General features: G+C 73.0%; 12 protein-coding genes. All 12 read right to left on the minus strand.

What is annotated here, in order from left to right; all coding sequences use genetic code 11:
- Positions 1-146: 146 nt before the first annotated feature.
- Positions 147-1466: an ATP-grasp domain-containing protein gene (locus ACWC2T_RS40760; RefSeq protein ID WP_450675348.1), complete on the minus strand. Its 1320-nt coding sequence runs from the start codon at positions 1464-1466 to the stop codon at positions 147-149.
- Entirely contained in the window at positions 1463-3313 is a 1851-nt protein-coding gene (locus tag ACWC2T_RS40765; RefSeq protein WP_450675349.1) for a B12-binding domain-containing radical SAM protein, read from the minus strand. Before ACWC2T_RS40765 ends, ACWC2T_RS40760 begins: the two co-directional genes overlap by 4 nt.
- Before the next feature lie 30 nt (positions 3314-3343).
- The gene (locus ACWC2T_RS40770; protein WP_450675350.1) at positions 3344-4156 is read right to left on the minus strand and encodes a hypothetical protein; all 813 of its coding nucleotides are present in this window, start codon (positions 4154-4156) and stop codon (positions 3344-3346) included.
- A complete protein-coding gene (locus ACWC2T_RS40775) occupies positions 4149-5591 on the minus strand; it encodes a B12-binding domain-containing radical SAM protein (protein WP_450675351.1) in 1443 nt (480 codons plus the stop codon). Before ACWC2T_RS40775 ends, ACWC2T_RS40770 begins: the two co-directional genes overlap by 8 nt.
- A gap of 88 nt (positions 5592-5679) precedes the next feature.
- A complete protein-coding gene (locus ACWC2T_RS40780; protein WP_450675352.1) occupies positions 5680-7461 on the minus strand; it encodes a methyltransferase domain-containing protein in 1782 nt (593 codons plus the stop codon).
- Positions 7458-9320 carry a non-ribosomal peptide synthetase gene (locus ACWC2T_RS40785; protein WP_450675353.1) on the minus strand — a complete coding sequence of 621 codons (1863 nt, stop codon included), beginning with the start codon at positions 9318-9320 and terminating at the stop codon, positions 7458-7460. The genes ACWC2T_RS40780 and ACWC2T_RS40785 overlap by 4 nt, the downstream gene beginning before the upstream one ends.
- Positions 9307-13191 carry a non-ribosomal peptide synthetase gene (locus ACWC2T_RS40790; RefSeq protein WP_450675354.1) on the minus strand — a complete coding sequence of 1295 codons (3885 nt, stop codon included), beginning with the start codon at positions 13189-13191 and terminating at the stop codon, positions 9307-9309. The genes ACWC2T_RS40785 and ACWC2T_RS40790 overlap by 14 nt, the downstream gene beginning before the upstream one ends.
- Positions 13188-20195, minus strand: coding sequence for an amino acid adenylation domain-containing protein (locus tag ACWC2T_RS40795; RefSeq protein WP_450675355.1), 7008 nt, complete (start codon positions 20193-20195; stop codon positions 13188-13190). The genes ACWC2T_RS40790 and ACWC2T_RS40795 overlap by 4 nt, the downstream gene beginning before the upstream one ends.
- The gene (locus ACWC2T_RS40800; protein WP_450675356.1) at positions 20192-21910 is read right to left on the minus strand and encodes a condensation domain-containing protein; all 1719 of its coding nucleotides are present in this window, start codon (positions 21908-21910) and stop codon (positions 20192-20194) included. Before ACWC2T_RS40800 ends, ACWC2T_RS40795 begins: the two co-directional genes overlap by 4 nt.
- Positions 21903-22835 (minus strand): TauD/TfdA family dioxygenase, encoded by a 933-nt coding sequence (locus tag ACWC2T_RS40805; protein WP_450675357.1) that lies wholly within the window; start codon positions 22833-22835, stop codon positions 21903-21905. Before ACWC2T_RS40805 ends, ACWC2T_RS40800 begins: the two co-directional genes overlap by 8 nt.
- 2 nt (positions 22836-22837) lie before the next feature.
- Complete coding sequence (locus tag ACWC2T_RS40810) at positions 22838-24661, minus strand: fatty acyl-AMP ligase (RefSeq protein WP_450675358.1); 1824 nt, start codon at positions 24659-24661, stop codon at positions 22838-22840.
- A gap of 1 nt (position 24662) precedes the next feature.
- A complete protein-coding gene (locus ACWC2T_RS40815; protein ID WP_450675359.1) occupies positions 24663-24869 on the minus strand; it encodes an MbtH family protein in 207 nt (68 codons plus the stop codon).
- Between the last annotated feature and the right edge of the window lie 28 nt (positions 24870-24897).

Below are 24897 nucleotides of genomic sequence, written 5' to 3' on the forward strand. Positions count from 1 at the left end.
GCTGCAGACCATCCAACCACCGCGGCCATCACCCTCGTTGGCGCCACCAAACCCAAACGAGTCAAACGAACACCAAAGCCCTAAGTTACCGGTATTGAGGTTAGAGGCGGATGACAGAATTTCGGATCGGGTGACGGGTACGGCCGTCAGGACGGTGGCCTCAGCCCCTCGGCCGTGAGCCAGTGTTCCAGCGAGGCAGCCGACGGAAGCGCGGTGCCGGGGACGGTTTCCTCGGTCCCTGCCCGCGTGGTGAAGGTGAACTCCAGGGCCCTCACCACGGCGTGGATCGTGCGGAACATGTCCGTGTGGTCCCGGGCCGAACCGCACAGCAGGTCCAGCTCCTGTGTGGCCACACCCGCACTGAGCGGCGCGGGAGCGTGCACCAACGGCCGGTAGGAGCTGACGCCCGTTTCCTTCCGGGCCGCGGCGACGCCCTCGATGCGGCGGACCGTCCGCGCGTCGGGGGGCGCCAGGCTGCTGAACTGGTAGTGCACGCCGGGCGGTACGGGGGGCAGCGCGGCGACGTCGACGCCGGCACCGGCGGCTGCCGCGACGGACATAAGGTCGACGCCCAGACAGCGACGGGCCAGTTCGTTGATGAAGCCGCCTGCCCGGCCGTTCACCTCGATGATCCGAGGACCCTGCGGGGTCAGCTTGATCTCCGTGTGGGTCAGGCCGTGTGTCACGCCGAGGGCGGCCAGGGCCGCGTCGACGAGGGCTTCCACCTCGGCGAGTTCCGCCGCCGGCAACGGCGCCGGCCAGAACTGGCCGGTCTCCCGGAACGGCGTCACCAGCGCGAACTTGCCCGACACCGCGAAGTGCCGCGGCACCTTGTCCACCACCAGCGACTCGACGCTGACGTAGTCGCCGAACGGTCCCGCCTCCCGGCCAACAAGGAGTTCCTCCAGCTGATAGGTGACGTCGTCCGCGCCTTCCGGCAGCAGTCGGCAGACCAGTGCCCGGCCCTGCTCCACCTCGTCGATCCGGTAGGTGTTCCTGCTGCCCTCCCCCACCGTGGGCTTCACCACGGCGGGCAGACCGACCTCGGCCAACGCACCGGCGTACTGATCGGCGCGGGAGATCCGCCGGGACCGCGCGCTGCCGACCCCCGCGGCCAGCAGCGCCCGGCGCTGGGCGTCCTTGTCGGTGAGCCGTACGGCGGTGTCCACGCTGTGGAAGCGCAGGCCGAGTTCGGCGGCGAGTTCGCTGCCCGGGCGCAGCATCCGCTCGCTGAAGGTGACCATGCCGTCCACCGGACCCAGGGCCCGCAGGGCGGCGGCCGTAGGGGCGGGGCCGTCCCAGACGGTGACCGGGCAGAATTCCGAGAGCACGGGGAGCATCTCGCGGGCGTGCTGCGAGTCGCCGAGCACGAAGACGGGGTCGGCGGCCTCCCCCACCCCGCGCACGATCTCCATGGGGGCGGCGGAGCCCAGGTCGTACAGCACGGCCACACGCACGCCGCTCACCTGCCGTCCGTGGTCGGGGCAGCGAGGTCGAGCAGATCGGCGTGCAGGGCGGGGCCGAGTATCTTCACGGCCTCCTCGTACACCGCCTCCACCTCGGCGGCGCCCAGCGACGAGAACTGGTGGGCCGTCTCGAAGGCGTTGTGCCGCACGAGCCGTTCCCGGTAGTTGGGCATCGGGTCGTCACCGCCGAGCATCCGGATCCACTGCCGGGTGCCGGGATACGGACTGTTGATGTTGAGGGACACGCAGTTGTCGGGCACCAGGCCCTCCCGGTGCAGGTCGGCGACCAGTTGCAGCGTGTTCGTCCGGTCGGCGGGCGACTCGTCCAGCCCGAACTGCAGCGACGTGCCGATCCTGACCCCGGCGTCCCGGCACCAGCCGGCCACCTGCTGCAGCCGTGTGGCCCAGCTGGTTCCCCCCGAGGTCGTGCTCAGCTGCAGCACCTTGTGCACCTGTGTCGGTTCGGGCATCGCCGACTCGACGCCGAAGTAGACGTAGCTGCAGCCGACCTGGGCCATGCGGCGCAGCATCGGCTCGTCCAGGTCGTTGATGGTGGTCTGACAGCCCCATTCCACCGGCTGCGCGAACACCGTCTCCATCCGGCCCAGGAACTCGTCGAGCCAGACGGGGTTCTGGGTGAAGGTGCTGTCGTCGAAGAAGAACGCCTCGTAGCCCTGCTCCCGGCGCAGCAGCATCTCGTGCACCACGTGCTCGGCCGTGCGCTGCCGGAACTTGGACACCGCGTAGAGGAAGGCGTCGGCCGACTCGTGGCAGAACGCGCACGCGTACTTGCACCCCAGGCAGGCCATGATCTGGGCCGTCGGCCGGTTGTCGAATATCTCGAAGAGGTTGGGACGGGACAGGCCCCGCACGTCCAGGAACGGCAGTTCGTTGCCGTCGATGGAGGTGCCGCTGAGCGGCAGCCGCTCCACCAGGCCCGCCTCCTCGTCGTAGAACGCCACGCTGCCGCTGCCCGGCAGGCCCGCGAAGTCGTCCCGGCGGGCCCGCAGCAGGTCCTTGACGTCGCCGATGGCACCGGCCGGCGCCTCGGCGACCGCCCGGAAGAACTCGACCAGGGCGTAGGGCGCGTCGCCCGCGAAGACGAAGTCGACACAGGCGCGGTCCCGCGGGTCCGAGAGGGTCTCCAGGTCCGTCAGACGTGTGCTCGGGGTGCTTCCCAGCTCGAAGTCGCGGTACGCGGCACGGCGTCTGAGCGGCATGGCCCGGACGCGGTCGGCGGCCGAGAGGTACGCGGCGGAGTTCACCCCGTCCTCGTGCTGGCCGCCGAACACCACCATGGCGGTGGGCAGTTCGCGCTTCACCAGGCGCGCGATGCGCAGCGCGTAGTGGTGCCCTTCCGACAGGTTGCTCACCCCGACCACGACGGGCCGGTACCGGGCGAGGTGGTCCGTCAGCTCCTGCTCGAACGCGTCGTTGTACGTCGCGGGGTTGAGCACCGCCACGGTCCGCGGTACGCGCGGGCCGGGGAACTCGTCGATGCGCACCAGACGGTCCAGCAGGCAGGTGGCGTACAGCAGGGGCGTGGGCATGCCGGGGAACGAGCCCGTCACGCCGTCCTCGATGTGCGGGGCGCTGACGAACAGGACGGGGAAGTACTTCAGGTCGGCAGCCGTGGGGGTGGCGTCGCCCGTCTCCGCGCGCAGCCGCGCGGCCCTGTGCTCGAGCGCCGTCTCACGGGCGAGGGCCGTCTCGGACACCTGTTCGGGCAGCCCGCCGTCGCCGGGGTAAAGGCGCCAGCCCTGCTCGTACGTGTACAGATCCCGTTCGATGCGCAGTGCCCGCTCCCTGCGCAGCCGCTCGGCATGGACGGCAGTACCTGGGTTCATGTGTCGGCCTCTCCAAGGTGTTCGGGTACGTCACGCACGCCGGAGTGCTGCGCGTACGAGGTCGGCCACCGCCCGGTCGGCGAGCAGCGCCGCTCCCGGGACGTCGTACCTGTGGCCGCGCGGTGGTGGCGGCAGTACGGCCCGCGACGTGCTGGACAGCACCGTGAGGTCCGGTTCCGCCGGTGCTGCCGCGGCGCTCCGGGCGGCGGCGACCAGGTAGTCCAGGTACGACGCGAAGCGGTACTCCAGCTGCTGCCGGAAGGTGTCGGGGACGCCCAGAGCGGCACATGCCGCGGCGCAGGCGGTCCGGTAGGCCGTGTCGAGGGACGCGGCGAGCGCGCCGAGGCCGCCGGCCGACTCCTCGGGGGCGTCGGCAGCGCAGGCCGCCGCGTACGCCTGGCTCCGGGCCGCTTCGTCCAGTTGGGGGGCGAGGGAGTCGACCGCCGCGGTGTAGCCGCGGCGCAGGTCGGCCGCGTCCGGCACCTCGGGGTCGAGGGCGATGAAGAGGGGGCCCTGGCCGTCGTCGGCCAGCCGGCCGACCAGCAGGGCCGCGAGGCCCGCTCCGGCACAGTGGCCGAGCACGGCGTGCACCTTCCCGGCGGCCGCCCCGAGTGCGTCCAGCCACGGGGCGAGGTAGGCCTGCGGGGTCTGCTCCCAGGCGGGTGTGGTGCGGGACACGGCGCCCGGACGGATCTCCAGAGCCCGCAGGCCGTCCCGCGCAAGTTCGGGGGCCAGGTCGGCGAAGGACGCCTCGCCGCGGGCGGGCTCGAAGTCCACGGCCAGCACGAGGCCCCCGCCGCCCTGTGTGAGCGGGCGCCAGACCCGCCCGGTGGGCTCAGACATGGGCCTCGGCCCAGAACGCGCCGTAGCTCTCCCGGGGGTGGACCAGGTCACCGGAGAAGTACGGGACCTTGTCCATCGCCTGCCCGAGGCTGGTGACCCCGTCGAGGAACACCTCGTACACCTCGTCGGGCGAGCTGTGCGCGGTGCGGAACACCGGCGGCAGCTCCTCGTGGTAGCGGGCGTAGTCGTGGTGCAGGATCTCCATGCCGAACCGCTCGGGGAAGTCGTACATGGCGCTGCCCGGGTAGGGCACCAGGCCGAACAGGTAGGACGCCTGGAGCAGATCCCGCTCGACGAGGGAGCAGACGAAATCGATGCTGCGCCGCATGTCGTCCGGCGTCTGGTCGGGGAAGCCGTTGACGGTGAAGGCACAGGCGGCCAGGCCCGCGTCGCGGACCCGTAGGAGGGTCTCCTCGACCTCCTTCAGTTTCATGTGGTGTTTGTGCTCGTCGAGGCTGGACTGCACGCCGGTCTCGAGACCGATCTCCACCCAGCGGCAGCCGCTCTCCTTCAGCGCCTTGAGCACGGTGTCGTCCAGCAGGCAGTTGAGCCTGGTCTGGCAGTCGTACCCGATGTCGCCCTCCTCGCCGAGCGCCGCGAGGAGTTCGAGGGTGTGGTCCCGGTGCAGCGTGAAGGTCTCGTCGCCGAAGTAGATGTTGTGGTGCGTGCCGTAGTGGTCGCGGTAGGCGCGGATCTCCGACAGGACGCGCTCGACGGGGAAGTAGGACGGCTTCTGGCCGATGGTCTGGATCGTGCAGAACGTGCACCGGTAGGGACAGCCGAGCGCGTACACCTGCCGCAGGTAACGGATGTCACCGCCGGTCGACCGGGGGAACAGGTCGACCTTGGGGAAGGGCAGTTCGTGCGGCGGCATGTCGGGGTAGGTCAGGCCGGTGCGCACCACCGTGCCGCCCCGCCGGTACACGAGGTGTCCCACTCCCGCCAGGTCGCCTGCGCGGTCGAGGGTGTCGAGGAGGGCGGGCAGCGCGTACTCGCCGCGGCCCTCGACGACGTAGTCGACGCTGGGGTGTGCGGCGACGGTCTCGGCGAGCGGGGTGGCCACCACACCGCCGAAGACCGTACGGGCCCGCGGGTGGATCTCCTTCACGGTGTCGGCGATCTGCAGGGCGAAGTGCAGGTTCACGGTCATCGGCGAGAAGAGGTAGCAGTCCGCCGGGTGGGCCCGGACGGCCGACCGCACCACTTCCATGTCGAGGACGCTGGTCTCCCCCACCGCCCCCGGCTCGGTGTAGAGGTCCATCACCTGCAGGTCGGTGTGACCGGCCTCGACGAGGACACCGGCGAGCCAGTTCATCCAGTGGGGCAGTTCCCACATGGGGCGTTTCATGTGCGGAAGACCGGGGTGCGTGGAGTGGTACTGGATGTCGAAGTTCTGCCAGAACAGCTGTCGTTGTGGGACAGGGACGGTGGACATGGGCGTGTGAACGAAGGCGATGCGCACTGGGTGTGCCTTTCTGGGCTGTCCGAGAACGGCGTGGGTGGCACTCGTACGGGCGGGCGCACTAGAACCGGCGGGCCGCGGCTTCCCCTGCCCTGTGCCGGGAATCGGGCTTGCGCGCGATGAGCAGGAACATCTGGCCGACGGCGGCCGCGTCCCGGGCGCGGGCCACGGCGTCCCATTCGGCGAGGGTCCGCAGCCAGGCGGGGGTGTCGGTGTCCAGCCCGGCGCCAGCGGCGACCCAGTCCGGGAACATCGCGAAGGGCAGGGCGGTCACGTCCCGGAAACCCTGTCGGCCGGCCAGGGCGACGAGGTCGTCGGGGAGCACCAGCAGGTTCCTCAGTTCGTCGCGTTCGGCCGCCGAGTACATCTCCAGGAAGGTCAGATGGGGGCAGCGCGGGTCCCATGCGCCGACGGCGGCGACACCGCCCGGCGTCAGGACGCGCCAGACCTCGGCGAAGAAGGGGGCGCGCAGCGCGGGCGGCAGGTGGTCGATCGTGCCCATGGCGCAGGTCACCAGGTCGAAGACGCCCTCGCGGAAGGGCAGCCGGGTGCCGTCCGCGCACACGAACCGTTTGGCAGCCTCGCGCGGCATCCCACGGACTCCGGCCGTGCTCAGGTCGATGCCGACCGACTCGACCCCGCAGGCCGCCAGGGCCTTCGGGTAGCGCAGGGTGCCGCTGCCGATGTCGAGGGAGCGGCGTACCGCGCCGATGTCGACAGCGCTGAAGATGCCGACCATCTCCAGCAGTTTCTTGGCGCTGTCCGCGGCGGAGGTGGCGTCGAAGTTGCGGTACCAGGAAGCGTCGAAACTGATCGTGTGCTCGACGGAGGACGGCAGCACCCCGTACCGGTCCAGCGCGTCCACCGTCGCGGCGGGCGATCCGGTCCCCGGCTCCCCGGTCCCCTGCCGCGGCAGTGCGGCCAGGCGCTCCCGTACGTCGGCGAAAGCCGCGTCCCAGGACAGCAGCAGTTCGTAGCCGAGCCGCGCCTCCTGTGCGCGCCCCGCTTGCGCCAGCCGACGGGAGGACTCGTACATCACGTGCTTGGCGGCCTCGCCGGGCTCCGCGACCGCGGACCTGCGGTAGGCGAGGTCCGCCGCGCGCCGGGCGCCGAGGGCGTGCAGACAGTCGGCGGCGGCCTTCAGGGCGCGGGCACGCAGGCGTTCGTCCCGCGCGGCGCTCTGGTAGAGCGGCAGTGCGACCTCCGGCGCTCCGCCTCGCTGCGCCGCCTCGGCCAGCAGGAATACGGTGGCCGCGTCGAGCCCGGCCGCCGCGGGGTCGCGGGCCAGGGCGGCGAGCCCGCGGTCCAGGGCGGCCTCGTCCACCTTGCCGGCGCGGTGCAGCGCCACCAGGCGGTCGGCGTGGAACCGCAGGCCGGGATCGCCGTAGGCCGGCACCGCGGGACGGTCCCCGGGGTCGTTCTTCAGCCAGGCGTCCTCGGCCTCGTGGAGCGCGGCCACCGTTTCGACGGTCAGACCGCTCCGCAGTCCGTGGAGGTCTCCCTCTTCGGTGGCTGCGACGAGGAGGCCGCCGGGCTGGGGCACGAGGTGCGTCACCGTCGACCGCAGGTCCACGGACTCGACGACGGTGCCGTCGAAGAGCAGGGCCACCCGGCGGCCGTCGTGGACCGCCTCGGCGGGCGGGCAGGGGACGGGTCCGGCGGGCCGGAGGGTACGGGGGTCGCGCACGGGACAGCCGTCGGCGTCCAGAACCGCCTCCGTGCCGTCGGCGAGGAGCGCGCGGAGCAGATGTCCCTGCGCCGGCTGGTGGTCGGCGTCCGGGGCGGTGGCCGTGCGCAGTTCGCTTACGGCGGCCGGGAGGCGGCGGGACCAGGCGATGATCAACGCTGTTCCCCTCCCGGCTCCTGGGTGTGCCCGGTGCCAGGGGTGTCTCCGGCCAGCCATGCCGTGAGCGCCGCGGGGGTCGGGTGGTCGTACAGCGTCTCCAGGTCGATGTCCGTGCCCCGGGTCCGTTCGGGGTCCGCGGCGAGCCGGGCCAGCAGCAGGGTCGCGGACAGCGAGGTGCCGCCGATGTCGAAGAAGCTGTCGTCGGGTCCGACCTCGGTGGCCCCGGCGACCTCGCCCCACAGCCGGGCCAGCGGTGCCCACCGTTCGTCGGCGGCGCCCGGTTGCGTACCGCCCCCGCTGCCCGTCACCTCGCGCCGGGACAGGTCGAGGCGGTCCACCTTGCCGCTCGGGGTCAGCGGGAAGCGGTCGAGCACCACGACGGCGGACGGCACCATGTGAGCGGGCAGTACGCCCGCCAGGCGCGTCTTGATGTCCTTCGGCGTCGTCTCCGCCAGCGCATAGGCCACGAGGCAACGGCCGCCGCCCGGCTGCTCGTGGACGACCACGACGCCGTCGCGCAGCCCGTCCAGGGCCTTCAACGCGCCCTCCACCTCGCCGAGTTCGACGCGGTAGCCGCTGATCTTCACCTGGTGGTCGGCACGGCCCAGCCAGCGCACCGTCCCGTCGTCCTCCAGGCACCCCAGGTCCCCCGACCGGTAGGTGCGGGAACCCGGCGCACCGGCGGCGTCCGGCACGAACTTCTCGGCGGTGAGCCGGGCACGGTGCAGATAGCCCCGGGCCAGCACGGTGCCGCCGATGCAGATCTCGCCCGTCGCACCCGGCGGCACCGATCGTCCCTGTGCGTCCCGGATGTCGATCGAAGCGCCGTCGATGGGCGCGCCCACGACCGGTGTCTCGGGCCACTTGTCCGGCTCACGGCCCAGGCGGAGCGAGGTGACGATGTGCGTCTCGGACGGCCCGTACTGGTTGAAGAGCGTGGTGTCCGGCATCTCCCGGAAGAAGGCGCGCAGCGCCGGCGTCACCACCAGCTGTTCGCCCGCCGTGATCACCTCGCGCAGCCGGGACGGGCGCACGCCGCCGCGCACGGCCTCCTGGGCGAGTGCCTGCAGAGCGACGAACGGCATGAAGACCCGCTCGACCCGCTCCCGTTCGATGAGGGCGAGCAGCGCGCGAGGGTCCCTGCGCAGCCTGTCCTCGACCATGACGAGACAGCCGCCCGACGCCCAGGTGCTGAACATCTCCTGGAACGAGGCGTCGAAGCTGGCCGCCGAGAACTGCAGGGTGCGGGCTCCCACCGAGCAGGCGGAGTCACGGCACTGCCAGGAGATCAGGCCCGACATGGGCGCGTGCGGCATCCCCACTCCCTTGGGGAGTCCGGTGGAGCCGGACGTGTACATCACGTACGCCAGGTCGTCGGGCCCGGGCACGGGCAGTGCCTGCGGGCCGGCCGCCCCTGAGCCGGGGACCGAGGCGTCCACCACCCGTGTGCCGGGCGGCAGTTGGATGCCGTCGAGGCGGCCCGGCTGGGCCACCACCATGTCGGCCCCGCTGTCCGCGAGCATGAACGACAGCCGCTCCGGCGGGTACGCGGCATCGAGGGGCAGGTAGGCGGCACCGGTGCGGAGGATGGCCAGGACGGCGAGGGGCAGGTCGGCGGAGCGGTCCACGCACATCCCGACGATCCGGCCCGGGCCCGCCCCGTGGGCGACGAGACGCCGGGCCGTCGCAGCGGAGTCCCGGGCGAGTTGCCGGTAGGAGATCTCCCGCCCGCGGTCCAGCACCGCGGGGAGCCCGGGGGTGCAGTCCGCCTGCCGGTCGAACAGGGCGATCACCGAGGGGGCGGGGCGGGCCGGCTGCTGCACCCCAACCGGCCGGTCCGGCTCAACGCTGTCCATGGCTGTCTTCTCCTTCGTGCGGTGCCGCGGTGCGGTGCCGTGCCTCGTCGATCGCCGCGGCGAGCGCGGTCACGAACGGGCGGCGCAGCAGGGTGAAGTGGTCCCCCGGCAGGGTGCGGATCTCGGCCGCGGGCAGCAGGGCGCGCCAGCGCTCCGCGCCACGGGCGCGCAGTCCGGCCGGCTGCTCCGCCGCGAAGAGGACCAGGGCCGGCCCGTCGTAGGGGGACGGGACATGGCGCGCCGCCGCCTGCGCGTGCCGGCGGAAGGTCTTGGTCCAGTGCTCCAGTCCAGCGCGGGCGCCGGCCGGGAGGGAAGCCGGCAAGCCGCCGCCCGTCAGGTTCCACAGCTCCTCGGGGGAGAGCACGTCCTCGTCCGGTGCGCCACCCCACGGATAGCTGTCGATCAGGACGAGCCGTTCGACGCGGTCACCCTCCGCGGCGAGCCGTCGTGCCGTCTCCAGCGCGACGAGACCGCCCATCGACCAGCCCGCCAGGAGGTGGGGCCCGTGCGGCCGGGTCCGCCGCACGGCGCGGACGGCACGCTCGGCACCGTCCTCGATGCTCCACTCGCCGGTGCCCGCCTCGGTGTCCTGCAGCCCGTATACCGCCCCTCCCGGCCGCAGCTCGCGCGCCAGGGCGTGGAAGCCCGCCACCTCGCCGCCGGCCGGGTGTACGCAGATCAGCGGTGTCCCGCTGCCGCCGCTGCGCAGGGTGACCAGAGCCGGGTCGGGCGAGCCGCCGACCGCGTCGTCCTCGCCCCTGAGCAGCAGGGAGAGACGGGCCACGCTGTCCGGGGCCCGGCCGGTGCCGGTCTCCTCGAACAGGTCGGACAGGGCGAGCGGTGTGCCGTCGGCCAGGTCGCCCAGCCGCGCGATGAGCTGCACGGCGAGCATGGAGTTGCCGCCGAGGTCGAAGAAGCCGGCCTCCGGGTCGTGCACGCGGGTGCCGAGCAGTTCCTCGAAGTGGCGCGCGACCTCGGCCTCGTGCTCGTCCATGGCGCGTGCCGGGGTTTCCTCGTCGCCGAAGGGCAGGGGCAGCCGGGCCAGAGCCGCCGTGTCCACCTTGCCGTTGACCGTCAGCGGCAGCCGGTCGGTCCAGACGAGGGCGTCCGGGATCATGTGCCGCGGCAGGGTCCGGGCGAGGAACTCCTGCATCTCGCGCAGGGCGGGAGGCACCCGCCCGGCGTTCGGCCGGGACTCGGCGTAGCCCACCAGACGGGTCAGCTCCTCGGCACCTTCGGAAGCCCGCTCGCGCCGCACCCGCACGACACAGTCGGCGACGGCGGGGTGGGCGGCGAGAGCGGCCCTGACCTCCTCCAGTTCCACACGGTGCCCGCGGATCTTGACCTGTCCGTCGGTGCGTCCGAGGAAGACCAGGGTGCCGTCCGGCCGGCGGCACGCCCGGTCACCGGTGCGGTAAAGGCGTTCGCCGGGTACCGCGGGGGCGGGGTGGGGCACGAAGGAGGCCGCGGTGGCCCGGGGGTCGTCCAGGTAGCCGCGGGCCAGGCCCGGGCCGCCGATGCACAGTTCGCCGACGACTCCGGCGGGCACCTCCCGCCAGTCGGCGTCCAGGATGTGCAGGGTCACGCCGTGCGGCGGCCTCCCGATCGGTACGGCTCCGGTGACCGGCTCCGGCCCGTCGCCCTCGGTGCCGACCTCGAAGACGGCGCAGCCGACGGTCGCCTCGGTCGGACCGTACTCGTTGAAGATGCGCACGCGCGGGGCGTGGGCGCGCCAGGGGGCGAGCAGTTCGTAGCGCAGTTCCTCGCCGCCGACGACCACGGTGCGGGCGGCATGGGCCAGCCGCTCGGCCGGCACGAGGCCGTTGAGCAGCCGCAGGTGCGAGGGGGTGAGCTTCAGCAGCGTCAGGTCCTCGCCCGCGGCCAGTCGCCCGGCGAGTACGTCGATGCGGCGGGAGCTTTCCTCGATGCGGACCTCGCCGCCGACGGCGAGGGGCACCAGCAGGCTGGTGACGGTGAGGTCGAACCCCAGCGAGGTGTGGACGCGGCTGCCCTCACCGCCGTGCACGTAGGCGCCGGCCGCCCACCGCACGTAGGCGACGACGGAGCGGTGGGAGACCACCACGCCCTTGGGCACTCCGGTCGAGCCGGAGGTGAACAGAATGTAGGCCGCGCGGTCAGCGAGGGCGGGGTCGGGGGCGCTGCCGTCCTGCGGCGGCTGGTCCGTCGCGTCCGCTGCCAGCTCCTGTACCCGGACCACGCGGTCGTCGAGGCCGTCGGGCGCCGTCGTATCCGGGTCCGTCAGCAGCAGCCGTGCCCCCGCCCTTTCGACCAGGGAGCGGAGCCGGTCCGCAGGCAGTGCGGGGTCGAGCGGCACATAGGTGCCACCTGCCTTGAGGACGGCGAGCAGCGCCGTGACGAGGCGTTCGCTGTGGACGCCGAGCAGCGCGACCCGGGTCTCGGCGCCCACCCCGATCCGCCGCAGGGCCGCGGCCCAGGTGCCGGCGGTCGCATCGAGTTCACGGTACGTCAGGGTGGTGGCGCCGCAGCGGACGGCGCAGGCGTCCGGGGTGCGGGCGGCCTGCCGCTCGATCAGGGCGTGCACGCTGGGCGCGGGATCGACGGTGGTTCCGGCAGTGGGCAGGGGTGGGGCGGGTGCGGGAGGCGGTCCGAGACGGAGCCGGCCGAGTGCGGCGCCGGGGGTGGCGAGCACCGACGTCACCACTTCGGCGAACCGGTGCAGCAGGTCCGTCGCGGGGCCGGCGGCCAGCCGTTCGGGGCTGTGGTGCAGCGTGACGCTCACTCCGGCGGCGGACCAGGCGCAGCCGAGCTTGAGTCCCGCCGCGTCCGCGTCGACGTCCAGGCCGTCCGTGGACACCAGCAGCTCGCCCGCGTGCTCCGGTTCGGGCAGCCGCACGCATTCGAAGGCCGCCTCCCCGGGTCCCGGGCAGCCGTCGGGGGCATCGGCGGTCAAGTGGTCGGCAGTGTCAAGAAGTTCCTGCCGGGCGTCGCGGACCCGGCCGAGGGCGTGGGTGAAGGGCAGGTCACCGGTGAGTTCGGGGGCGGCGGTGGCCCACTTGGCGTACGGGCCCATCGCGTCGTCGAGTTCGCCGCCCCGTGCGGCCAGGAGCACCGAGACCGCCGGGCTGTCCTGCCCGCCGGTCCGCAGGAGCAGCGTGTACCAGCAGGTCAGGAGCACCGTGTCGACGTCGCTGCCCGTGCGTGCGGCCAGCTCCTGCAGCGCGGTCACGGTGTCGGCGCCCAGACGCCGTCGGACCGTGCCGCGGGGCGCCGGGGCGGCTCCCGCGAGCTCGGTCGCGAGGCGGGGGCGGGGCAGCTGCCCGCGCCGGGTCTGGTCGGCGGCGGCCGAGAGCTGTTCGGGGGTTCCGTCGAGGGAGTGCTGCCACTCGGCGAACTCGCAGTACTGCAGGGGGTCGTCGGGACCCGCCTCGCCGCGCAGGGCGGCGAGGAGTTCGGTGCGCAGGACGAGCAGGGAGGCCGCGTCCGCGAAGAGCGCGGGGACGGTGAGGGTGAGCCGGTGCGTGCCGGGGCCGTCGGTCCGCCACGCGATGTGCACCAGCGCCGTCTCGGTCCGGCTCCCCGCGTCGGCCGGCGGCTCCTCCCCGACGTGGACGTGCCCGTCCGGGGTGGCGTCGACGACCTGGACCGGTACCGCTGCCCCAGCCAGCGTCCGCAGCCGGGTCCGCAGGATCTCGTGGTCCCGCACGACTCCGGTGACGGCCCGCTCCACCGCGTCCGGCAGCAGTTCGCCGCGCACGGTGAGGACCATGCGCGCAAGGGGTGTGCGGCCGGTGCGCAGTGCCCGGATGCGACGCTGCTGCTGCGAGAGCCGGTAGCCCTCGACGGCGTCCGCGGACGGCGCCGGCGCCTGTTGCGTCGTCTGTGCGGTCATCGGTGCTCCACCGTCCCGCCCATCGCGACCAGCAGCTTGCGCTCGCCCCGATAGGGGTTGCGGGCGTGGGCGGCAAGGATGTTGTCGACCATGAGCACGTCTCCGCGCTGCCAGCGGAAGCTGATCTCGCAGTCCTGGTAGACGCGCAGGATCTCCTCCATGTGCTCGGCGGGGATCTCCGTGCGGTCGCCGTAGGTGCACGTGCGGGGCAGGCGTTCGCCCACGACGGTACGCAGCGACTCTCTGGTGGCGCGGTCCAGGCAGGACAGGTGCCAGTGCTGGGCCTGGTTGGTCCAGCACCAGGCGCCGGTCACGGGGTGCCGGATCGCGGCGGGGCGTACGCATTCGGTGCGCAGCACGCCGTCGCGCCAGGACCAGGAGAAACCGTCCCTGCGGCAACGCTCCTCCACCTCCAGGCGGTCGGAGGTGCCGAAGACGTCCTGCCAGGCGACGCCCAGTTCGGGCAGGTAGGTACGGACGTAGCGGACCCCCTTCTCCAGGAAGGGGCGGCGGATCTCCTGCGGCAGCCGCTCGAACACCCGCCGGCTGTCGGCGACGGGCGTCTCGCCGCCCTCCTCGGCGGGCAGCGCGCAGCAGAAGAAGATCCGGCCGGGGCCCGTGGCGTTGAAGGTGTTCTCGTTGTGCCAGAGCAGCTTCTCGTGGGGTGCGAAGAAGACCGGCGTGTAGACCCCGGTGCCCAGGGCGGCACGCGGGTGTTCACCGTTGTCGGCGATCAGCTCGTCGACGAACACGGTGGCGAACTGCTCGAAGGACACGGGATCGGTCACCCCGAAGTCCCGGAAGAGGACGGCGCCGTGGGCCAGCAGGTCGCTCTCCACGTCGGCGTGCCGCTCCCGCGTCCAGGCCGTCAGGTCCACGTCCGTGTGGAGCCGGGTGTAGGTCGTGATGCCGTCGCGTCCCTCGTCCGGTGCGTCGCGCCGGACCAGCTCGGAGGCGCGCAGGGCGGCGGGCCGTGTCCTGCGGCGCAGCCCTGCCCGGTGGCCGGCGGCGCCGGGCGTCTGCGGTGCGGGACGGGCGGCCGTCGGGATGAGTTCGGGCGTCCGTTCTTCCATGGCGGTCTTCGGGTCTTCCACGGCGGTCTCCGGGTCGGCGGCGTCGAGGGGGACGGCGGCGTCGGTCCGTGTCGCCATGTCCCGTACGAGATCGGTGAACCGGGCGCACAGCTCGGTCATCGAAAGCTGGTCGAAGAGGTCGGTGTCGTACTCCCAGACGCCCTTGATCACGTCCTCGTCCTCCTCCAGCAGGACGGTCAGGTCGAAGCGGACGGTGCGCAGGCTCATCGGGAAGGGGGTGAGGGAGAGCCCGGGCACCCGTTCCTCGCCCCTGGGCGTGTTGTTGAGCACGAGCTTGGTGCGGAACAGGGGGCTCTGCTCGCGAGAACGCCGGGGGTTGAGGGCTTGCACGACTCGTTGGAAGGGCAGTTCCTGGTGGGCGTACGCGTCCAGCGTCACGGCGCGGACCTGGTCGATCAGCTCGCGCCAGGTGGGCGCGCCGGTGAGGTCGCAGCGCAGCACGAGCTGGTTGACGAAGAAGCCGATCAGGTTCTCGCTCGCGAGGTCCGAGCGGCCGGCGACGTCGGTGCCGACCACGACGTCCCGTTCCCCGGACCGCTGGGCGAGCGCGGCGAAGAGGGGCGCGAGGACCAGCATGAAGGTGGTCGCCCCGGTGTCCGCGCCCAAGGTGCGCAGCGCGTGCACGGTGTCGGCGGCCAGCTCGAAGGGCAGCCGCTCGCCGCGGAACGTGGGCCGGGCCGGGCGTTGCCGGTCCAGTGGCAGGCCCCGCAGGGCGGTCACCCCCTCGAGCCGCTCGCGCCAGTACCGCTCGCTGGCGTCGAACTTGCCCTCGGCCAGCCGGCGCTGCTGGTCGGCGGCGAATGCCGTGTACGGGCGCTCCAGCGGCGGCAGGTCGGCGCGGCGGCCCTCGCACCGCGCCCGGTAGTGCGCGGTGATCTCGTCGAGGATCACCTTCATGGACCAGGCGTCGTACGTGATGTGATGGAGTGTCAGGAGCAGTACGTGGCAGTCCGGTGCGGCCCGCAGCACGGACATGCGGATCTGGGGGTCGCGGCCGAGGTCGAACGGCTTGGCGTAGGCGGCGCGGGCGTGGCGCTGCGCCTCCTCCATCCAGGGCTCCGCCTCCCCTGGTGCGGCGCGGCGGCCGAGGTCGATCACTTCGCAGGGTAGGGGGGCCGGTTCGCGGACGATCTGGCGCAGCCTGCCGTCGACCATCTGGAAGACGGTTCTGAGCACCGCGTGCCGCCGCACCATGTCGTCCACGGCGCCGCGCAGGGCCGCAAGGTCGAGGTCTCCGTCGAGGCGGACGTACATGGGCACGTTGTAGTGGTGGGCGGACGGGTCGAGTTGCTGCACGAACCAGAGCCGCTCCTGTGCCGGCGAGGCGAGCGGCGGCCCGTCATCGGCGGCCGCCGGTTCGCCGTCGTTGTCGTCCGGCGGCGCGACGGCCGTCAGGCCGTCGATGACCGCGGCGAGTTCGCGCAGCGTGCGGTGCTCGAACGGGGCCCGTACCGGCAGCTCCACGCCGAACTCCGCCCGCAGCCGGTACACCAGCTGGAAGGTCAGCAGCGAGTGGCCGCCGAGCGCGAAGAACTCGTCGTCGGGGCCGATGTCGGTGACGGCCAGGAGTTCCCGCCACACGGCGGCGACGGTCTCCTCGGTCGGGGTCGTCGCCCGCCGGGACGCCGCGTCCGGTCCCAGTGCCGGTCCGGCGGCCCTGCTCAGCGCGGCCCGGTACCCGGCCAGGGCGCGCCGGTCGGCCTTGCCGTTGGCGGTCAGCGGGATCTCCGGGACGGGCACCAGGGCGGCCGGCACCATGGCGGCCGGCAGCAGCGCGCTCAGGCCCGCGCGGATCTCGGGCAGCAGGTCCGCCGCGGTCCGCCGCCACAGCGGGTCGTTTCCGTGGCGCCGGGCGGCGGACGGCGTGCCGCGCTCCGGTGTCCGGGCGGGCGCGGGAGGTACGCCGGGGGCGGTCAGCTCCGCGTCGAAGGAGCCGTCGGCCGCGCCGCGCCGCCAGTCCAGGCGTACCCGGTAGCCCAGTTCCTCGCCGAGGCGGACCACGTCCTCCGGCAGTACGGCCGGGGCCAGCTGCTCCACTCCCGCCAGGACGTCGCCGACGGCACTCTCGGGGTGGGCCTGCTCGAGTGCGGCTCGCCGTGCGGCGAACGGGGCGACGCGGCCGTGCGGGACGGACCGCAGCGACAGCGCCGGCGGGCGCTCCTCGGCCACTAGGCGCCGCAGCCACTCGAGGGACGCTTCCCGCGCCGGCCACTCGACCAGGCGCGGTTCCGGTCCGCCGGCCGCCGGCCGTTCCGCGCGGGGTACGCCGACCGGTGCGACCGTGAGGACCACGTCGAAGCGGAACCGGGTCAGTTCGTTGTCGGCCGGGCCGAACCGCGGCATCACCTCGACCTCCGAGATCCGGGGGTGGGTGGCGAGGAGTTCGGTGAAGAACCCGGGTGCCAGGCAGAGTTCCTCCTCCAGCAGCGTCCGGCGCCGCACCGCCGCGAGCACGTCCGAGACGCGGGTGCCCGAGGGGGTGGAGGCCAGCTCCACGCAGGTGTGGAACAGCTCCAGGAGCGGCAGGCTGCGCACGTCCCCGACGAAGACGCTGCCGCCGTTCGGCATCGCGTCGACCGCCGACCGCAGGACGCGCTCCGTGTAGGAGACGCTCGGGAAGTACTGCACGACCGAGTTCAGGACGACGGTGTCCACCGCGTCGCCGTCCCGCACGGCCCGGTGGGCCGGGGCGTGCCGCAGTTCGACGGACGTGCCCTCGGGCATGTGGTCCAGGGAGTCGCGCACGTGGTCGAGCACGGCCGGCGAGATGTCGGTGCCGATATACGAGCGGCAGCCGGGCGCGACGTTGCGCAGGATCATGCCGGTACCGCAGCCGATCTCCAGCACGCGCCGGGGACGCAGAGCCCTGATCCGGGTGACGGTCTGCTCCCGCCAGGAGGCCATGTCCGGCGCCGGGATGGGGGCGCCGGTGACGCTGTCCGTCCAGCCGACGAGTTCGGCCTCCCCGGTCGGGAGTTCCCGGAGCGGGGCGTACAGGGCCTGGTAGACGCCGTCCCATTCGGCGAGCCGTTCCTCCTCGCGCCGGCGCGCGTCCTCTTCCTGTGCCGCCTGCGCCACCTGCACATAGCCGACGAGTTCCGGCTCGCCGGCGTCGGTCTCCTCGACGGTCACGTCGGCGGCCACCACCTCGGGCCGGTCGAGGAGGGCCGCCCGGACCTCACCGGGTTCCACCCGGTTGCCGCGGATCTTGACCTGGTCGTCCAGGCGCCCCAGGTACTCGAGGGTCCCGTCGGAGAGCCTGCGCACCAGGTCGCCCGTGCGGTACATCCGCGCGCCCGGCCGGGACGCGAAGGGGTCGGGCAGGAACCGGGCTGCCGTCAGCCCGGGCCGGTGCCGGTATCCGTGTGCGAGGCCCGCCCCGCCGATGTACAGCTCCCCGCGGACGCCGTCGGGGACCGGCCGCAGGTGGGCGTCCAGGACGTAGGCCCGGGTGTGGTCGACCGGCATGCCGATCGGTACGGCGTCGCCCGGTACGGCGCCCGCCGACTCGTACGCGACGCAGGCCACGGCCGCCTCGGTGGGGCCGTACTCGTTGACGATCCGTGCCCGGCCGCCCGCCTCGCGCAGCGCCGTGAGGTCGTCCTCGTACAGCGCCTCCCCGCCGACGACGAGCACGTCGACGAGGGCGGCGAGCCGCCCGGCGAGTCCCGCCCTGACCAGCAGCCGCAGATGCGACGGGGTGAGCTTGAGGAACGGCGCGCCCTCGGTGGTCTCCACCCACCGCACCAGCGACTCGCCGGGGGGGGCGGACTCCTCCAGGAGGTCGAGCCGGCCGCCGGCGGTCAGCGGGCCGAGGAGGCTGGTGACGCTCAGGTCGAAGGCCGCCGAGGTGTGGACGGGCACGCCGCGCGGGTCGGCGAGGTCGACGACCGAGCCGATCCACCGCAGGTAGTCGGCGACGGGACCGTGGGGGACGGTGACGCCCTTGGGGCGGCCCGTGGAACCCGAGGTGTAGATCACGTACACGGTGTCGTCCGGGCCGCAGGGCACGCCGGGCCGTATGCCGGGCGCGGCGGCCAGGTCCGTCTCCAGCAGCCCGAGGTCGATGACGGCCGGGCCGGGCGCCGCACCCCGTGTGATGACCGCCGACGCCGCGCTGTCCGCGAGGACGAGCGAGGTGCGCGCGGCGGGGGCCGACGGGTCGAGGGGGAGGTAGGCGGCCCCGCACTTGAGCACGGCGAGCAGGGCGACCAGCAGGTCGGGGCTGCGGGGCAGCAGGATGCCGACGAGGTCGCCGCGGCCGACTCCGGCGGCCTGCAGCCGGTGCGCGAGCCGGTTGGCCGCGCGGTCCAGTCCGGCGTACGACAGGTCGGTGCCGCGCCAGGTGAGCGCGGGTGCGTCCGGGGTGCGGTCGGTCTGCCGCTCGATGAGGATGTGGACCGGTTCGCGGCCCTGTGCCGGCCGGTCCGCGGCGTCGCCGGCCTGCCGGAGCCGGGTGTGTGCCGCCTCGGTCAGCAGCGGCAGTTCGGCACACGTGCGGTGCGGGTCGCGGACGGCGGCGTCCAGCAGCGTCTCGAAGCACTCCACGAGCTGCTCGACGGTGCGGGTGTCGAAGAGGTCGGCGGCGAACTCGACGTACCCGTGGAAGCGGCCGTCCTCCTCCCACATGTTCAGGTCGAGGTCGAAGCGGGTCGCCCCGGTGTCGAAGGGCACCGCCGTCACCGTCAACCCGGCCACCCGGGCGACGATCTCCGGCGTGTTGTGCAGCGTGAAGTTGACCTGGTACAGCGGGTTGCGCGACAAGTCGCGCTCGGGGAACAGGCGTTGTGCGACGACGTCGAGCGGCATGTCCTGGCAGTCGTATCCGGCGGTGCAGATCCCGCCGGTCTCCTGCAGCAGGTCCGCGAAGCCGGCCTCGGGCCGCAGGCGGATCCGGAACAGCACCGTGTTGGCGAAGAACCCGATCAGGCCGTGGGTCTGCTCGTCGCGCCGGTTGGCGATGGGGGCGCCGACCACGACGTCGTCCTGGCCGCTGTAGCGGCCGAGCAGCAGGGCGAAGCCCGCGAGGAGCGTCATGTACGGCGTGCGGCCCTGCTCTGCGCTCAGCCGCAGCAGGGCGTCGGTGAGCCGCTGCGAGAAGGCGAACCGTACGGTGCCGCCCCGGTGGCTCTGTACGGCAGGCCGGGGCCGGTCGGTCGGGAGCGTGAGCTGCTCCGGCGCGCCGACCAGCTGTTTCTTCCAGTACTCGAGCTGGCGCCGCGCCTCGGCCGACTCCAGCCAGTCCCGCTGCCAGCGGCTGAAGGCTCCGAAGTCCACCGGGAGCGGCTCGAGTTCGTCGGGCCGTCCGGCGAGCCGGTGCTCGTACAGCGCGCACAGTTCCCTGCTGAAGACGCTCAGCGACCAGCCGTCGACGGCCACGTGGTGGAAGGTGACCAGCAGGACGTGCTCGTCCTCGGCCATGCGCAGCAGGCGGGCACGGATCGGCACCCCCTGTTCGAGGTCGAAGGGCGCCGTGCGCTCCTCCTCCATCAGCCGCCGGTAGGCCTCCTGTCGCGCACCGGCGTCCTGGTCGGTGAGGTCCACCAGGGGCAGGCCGACGGGGACGGACTCGTGGACCCGCTGCACCGGCACCCCTTCGACCAGCGGGAAGCTGGTCCGCAGGATCGGATGCCGCCGCACCACGGCGCGCAGCGCGTCGGTGAACGCGGCCCGGTCCAGCCGGCCCGTGAGGCGGCACACCAGCGGTGTGTGGTAGTGCGAGCCGTCGGCGGCCAGGCGCTGCAGGAAGAGGATCCTGCGCTGGGTGAAGGAGGTGGGCGCGTCGGTGCCCGCGTGCTCCACGTAGGCGGCGAGCGGCGGCTGGACGCCCGCCTCGAGCAGCCGGGAGCGCAGTCGCGCGCGCTCCTCGGCGGACAGCCGCGTGATGCGCTCGACCAGTTCCGATGTCATGGCGTGACCTTCCTGTCCCCCGTCCCGCGTTCCTCTTCGAGGCCGGCGAGCACGTCCTCCAGCAGCGCCGCTCCGTCGTCGGCCGTGGCACGCAGTGCGCCGATCTGGGCGGCGAGATGCGCCGGCGTGGGGTCCTCGATGAACCGTTCCAGGGAGACCTGCACTCCGCAGCTCGCGTCGACCTTGCTGAGCAGCACCATGACCTGCAGCGAACTCCCGCCGGCGACGAAGAAGTTGGTGTCCGGTTCCGCGGTGGCGCCGGGGAGGACCTCGTGCCAGACCTGCAGCGCCTCCTTCAGGAGGTCCGTGTCCGGGAGCCCGGCAGCGGGTGACGGTGTGCTTGCGCGCATGTCCGGCTCCGTGAGCGTCGTACGTTCCCCGTCGCCGGCCCAGCGCTGCAGGGGGAACGTGCCGAGCGGCCGGTCCGGTTCGGCGAGCAGCCGGTCCGTGAGGTCGAGCCACTGGTCGGCCGTGCGTGCGATGGTGCGGGCGTCGTGGAGTTCACTGCGGTATTCCATGCTCACGGAGAGCCGGCTGCCCTCGTCCACGACCGACACGAGCAGGTCGAGGGCCGAGGGCCGGCCCGGGGCCGGAAGGAAGCTGATGTCGAGCCCGGGCACATCGAGGGGTTCCTGCCGCGGGATCATCTGGAACAGGACGGGGAAGAGGGGATGCCGGCCGGTGTCCCGCTCGTCGTTCACCAGGGCCACCACCTGATCGAAGGGCACGTCCTGGTGCTGGTACGCGTCCGCCCATGCGGTGGCCGTGGTGCGCGCGAGACCGGCGAAGCCCGCCGCCTCGTCCACGCCGGTGCGGACGGCCACCATGTTGGCGAACAGGCCGACCATGTCCTGCGTCTGGGGCTGGGTCCGGCCGGCCACCGTGCTGCCGACCACCAGGTCTGCCGTGCCGAGGGTCCGCGAGAGCGTCGCGCAGAAGGTGGCCAGGAGCGCGGTGAACAGGTCGCCGCCCGCGGCCCGTCCGGCCGCGCGCAGCGCGTCGGCCGTCGTCCCGTCGATCTCCCGGTGCACGCTGTCCACCCGGATGGGCGCGTGCCGCGACCGGGGGTGGTCGGTCGGCAGGTCCAGGGGGCGCATGCCCCGCAGCCGGTCGCGCCAGAAGTCCAGGTGGGGCTCCAGTGCACCGCTCTCGGCGAGACGCTCCTGCCACGCCGCATAGTCTGCGTACTGGAGTTCGATTGCAGGAGGTTGCCAGGGCCGACCGGCGCTGACGGCGCGCAGTGCCTCGCCCACCTCGCGGACGAGCAGCCCCAGGGACCAGGCGTCCACCACGATGTGATGAACCGTCAGGTACAGGGCGCGCGAGGTCTCGCCGGTGCGCACCAGCGAGACGCGGACCAGCGGGCCCCGGCCCAGATCGAAGGGAGTGTCCGCCTCGGCCCGGACCACCCTGTCGAGGGCCTCGTCGCTCGCCTCGTCGCGCACGTCCACCGTCCGCACACGGGCGCCATGCGGCGAGATCACCTGGTACAGGCGCCCGTCGATCATCCGGAACCCGGATCTGAGCACCTCGTGCCGGACCAGGACCGCCTCGACGGCCGCGACGAGACCGGCGTCGTCGAGGTCCCCCTCGATCGCCACCCCGCCGGAGAGATTCAGAGCCGCCCTGTCTGCGGACGACTCGTGGACGAACCACAGCCGCTGTTGCGCGTACGAGGCCGGCACGGCGGCAAGGGCCTCCTTCTGCTCAGTCAAGGGGACTCCCGTGCGAGGGTTCGGCCATGGCCACGGCCACCTGGCGCGGCCCGGTGAAGGGTTCGCGGCCGTGCGCGGCCAGCATGTTGTCGACCACCAGCAGGTCGTCGGTCCGGTAGTCGAACCTGGTCAGCGCGGCGCGGTAGCAGCTCCGCAGGTGGTCGAGGACGTCGTCGCCGATCGGCCCGCCGTCCCCGAAGTAGGTGTTGCTGGGCAGGTCTTCCTCTCCGAACATCTCCAGCAGCCCTTTGCGTACGACCTCCGGGAGCGTGCTCACGTGGAAGACGGTGATGTGGTTGAACCACACCCGCTCACCCGACAGGGGGTGCCTGTGCACGGCGTCGCGTACGGCCACGGTGCGCAGCACGTCCCTGCCGCGCCACTCGGTGCGCAGGCCACGGGCGGCGCAGTAGGCGTCGACCTCGCCGCGGTCGGCGGTGTCGAAGACGTACTGCCAGGGCAGGCCCACTTCCTCCCGGTAGGTCCGGGTGACCGTCCACCGGCGCCGGGTGAACTCCTCGACGACCTGCGGATCGATGGCCCGCAGGACCTCACGGGTGTCCGCGAGCGGGGTGGCGCCCTGCGTGGCGGCGGGCCGCACGCAGTGGAAGAACAGCGTCATGGGCCAGCTCGCCTGGTAGGAGTTCTCGTTGTGCAGGAAGATCTCCTCGGACGGCGGGTAGTCGGTGGAGGTGTAGATCCGCCCCTGGATGGCACGGCGCGGCGAGGCGCGCTCCGTGTACGACAACGGCGGACCCGACAACGTGGTCACCGCCGCCTCGTGTCCCTGCGCCCCGCCCACGTCGAAGCCGCGCAGCAGCACGGCACCGTGCGTGTGCAGGCGCTCTCGGATCTCCGCCCGGTGCCGAGTCAGGGTCTCGAGGAGACCGGTCCCGGTGCGGTTCATGGTGTACGGCAGGTCCACGCTCACTCCTCCGTTCGCCAGAGCCGCAGGGCGCCCTCGCGCCACATCCGGTGGCAGATGCCCCGCTGCACCTTGCCGCTCGTGGTGCGGGGCAGCCCACCGGGGAGCACCAACTCCACCTGCGCCACCGCGACCTGATGCTCGGCGAACACCTTCGCCTGCACGGCGGCGGTCACCTCGGCCCGCACCACGGACGGGTCGCCGGCCCGCCCGCGACCGCCCGCGGCACCCTCCCCGCCCTGGGTCGAGGACCACGCGGCCAGCACCTCGCGCCGCAGTTCGGCCACCACGACCACGACCGGTCCGGCCTCTTGCGTCTCGGCCAGGAACGCGGCCGTCGCGCCGTCGCCGACGGCCGGATGGCTCGCGGTGACCGTCCGCTCGATGTCCTCGGCGTGGTGGTTGCGGCCGTTCACCACCATGACGCTGTCGCGCCTGCCGATGACGAACAGCTGCCCTTCATGGACGAACCCGAGGTCGCCGGTGCGCAGGAAGGTCTCGCCCGACGCGTCGCCGGCCAGGGCCGCCTGGAACTTGTCCGCGCTCCCCTCGCTCTCGCGCCAGTAGCCGCCGGAGACGCTCCCGCCGCGGATCCATATCTCGCCGATGCCGTCAGCGGCGCACTCGGCACCGGTGGCCGGGTCGACGACGACCAGGCGGGTGTTCTGCGACCAGCGGCCACAGCCCACGTAGACGCGTGCGTCGGACGGGTCGGGGTCGGTCACCACGCGCCGCTCCTCGTCGGCGGCCCGGGCGGAGACCGTGAGGGTCAACGGGTCCCAGGGCTCACGGAAGCCGCTGACGTACACCGTCGACTCGGCCAGGCCGTAGGAGGGGCTCAGGGCGGAGGGCGCCAGGCCGCACGGCTCGAAGGCGTCGCGGAAGCGGGCGAGCGTGCTCGGGCGGACGGGCTCCGCGCCGTTGAGGACCACCCGCCAGTGGGTGAGGTCCAGTTCGGCCTTCTCCGCCTCGGTGACGCGCTCGACGCACCGGTCGTACCCGAAGTTCGGGGCCGACGCGGAGTGTGCACGGTACCGGGTGATGGCCCGCAGCCACACGGCAGGCCTGCGCAGGAAGGCGGCGGGGGACATCTGCACGGAGCTGCCCCCGACCGACAGGGGCCCCAGGATCTGGGCGAGCCCCATGTCGTGGAAGTGCGGCAGCCAGCTCACGGCGACGAAGTCGGCCGGCGCAGGAAGTTCGTCGACCCGCTGCGCTCGGACGATGTCGGTCAGGTTGCTGATGACGTTGCGGTGGGTGAGCCGCACACCGCGCGGCGTGGACGTCGATCCCGAGGTGTACTGCAGGAGGGCGACGGCATCCGGAGAGGGGCTGTGCTTCCGCCACTGGCCGACCGGGGCGCCGATCCGCTCCGCGGTGTCCAGCACGCGCAGGTTCCCGCCGGGGCCGGGCTCCTCGGATCCCACGGTGAGCAGCACCGCGGGCGCACAGTCCTCGATCACGGCAGCGGTTCTGGCCGACGCCCGGCTGCCGGAGGCGGCACCGGTGGGAACCGGGACCGGAATGAGTCCGGCGTACAGACAGCCGAACAGGGCCGGTACGAAGTGGCGCGAGTCCGGGTACGCCAGCAGCGCCCGCTCCCCTGGTGCGGCGATCCCGCCGAGCCGGACCGCCAGGTCGCACGCCTCGTCGTGCAGCTGCCGGTAGGTGAGCCTGGCCTCCTCCGTGCCGTCGGGCCCGAGATGGACCAGGGCCGTGTGGTCCGGGATGGTCCCGGCATGCCGGACCAGCAGTCCGACCAGGTCCTGCGCGGGCAGGGAAACGGCAGTGGCGTGCAGGTCCGTGGCCTGTGGTGGGACGCCCATGTCAGGCATCACTCGCCAGGGCGCGCCGCAGACTCAGCGGGCGCAGGTCGGTCCAGACGCGCTCGATGTGGTCGAGGCAGTCGTCCTTGCTGCCCTGCACACCCACCTCGGTCCAGCCCTCGGGGAGGTCACGGCCGGACGGCCAGATGGAGTACTGCTCTTCAAGGTTGACCACTACGCGGTATGTCTCGGGCTCGCTGCTGATCATGGCGAGGCTCCTCCTGCTGGTGTCTGAG

It is taken from the genome of Streptomyces sp. NPDC001393 (assembly GCF_053597455.1).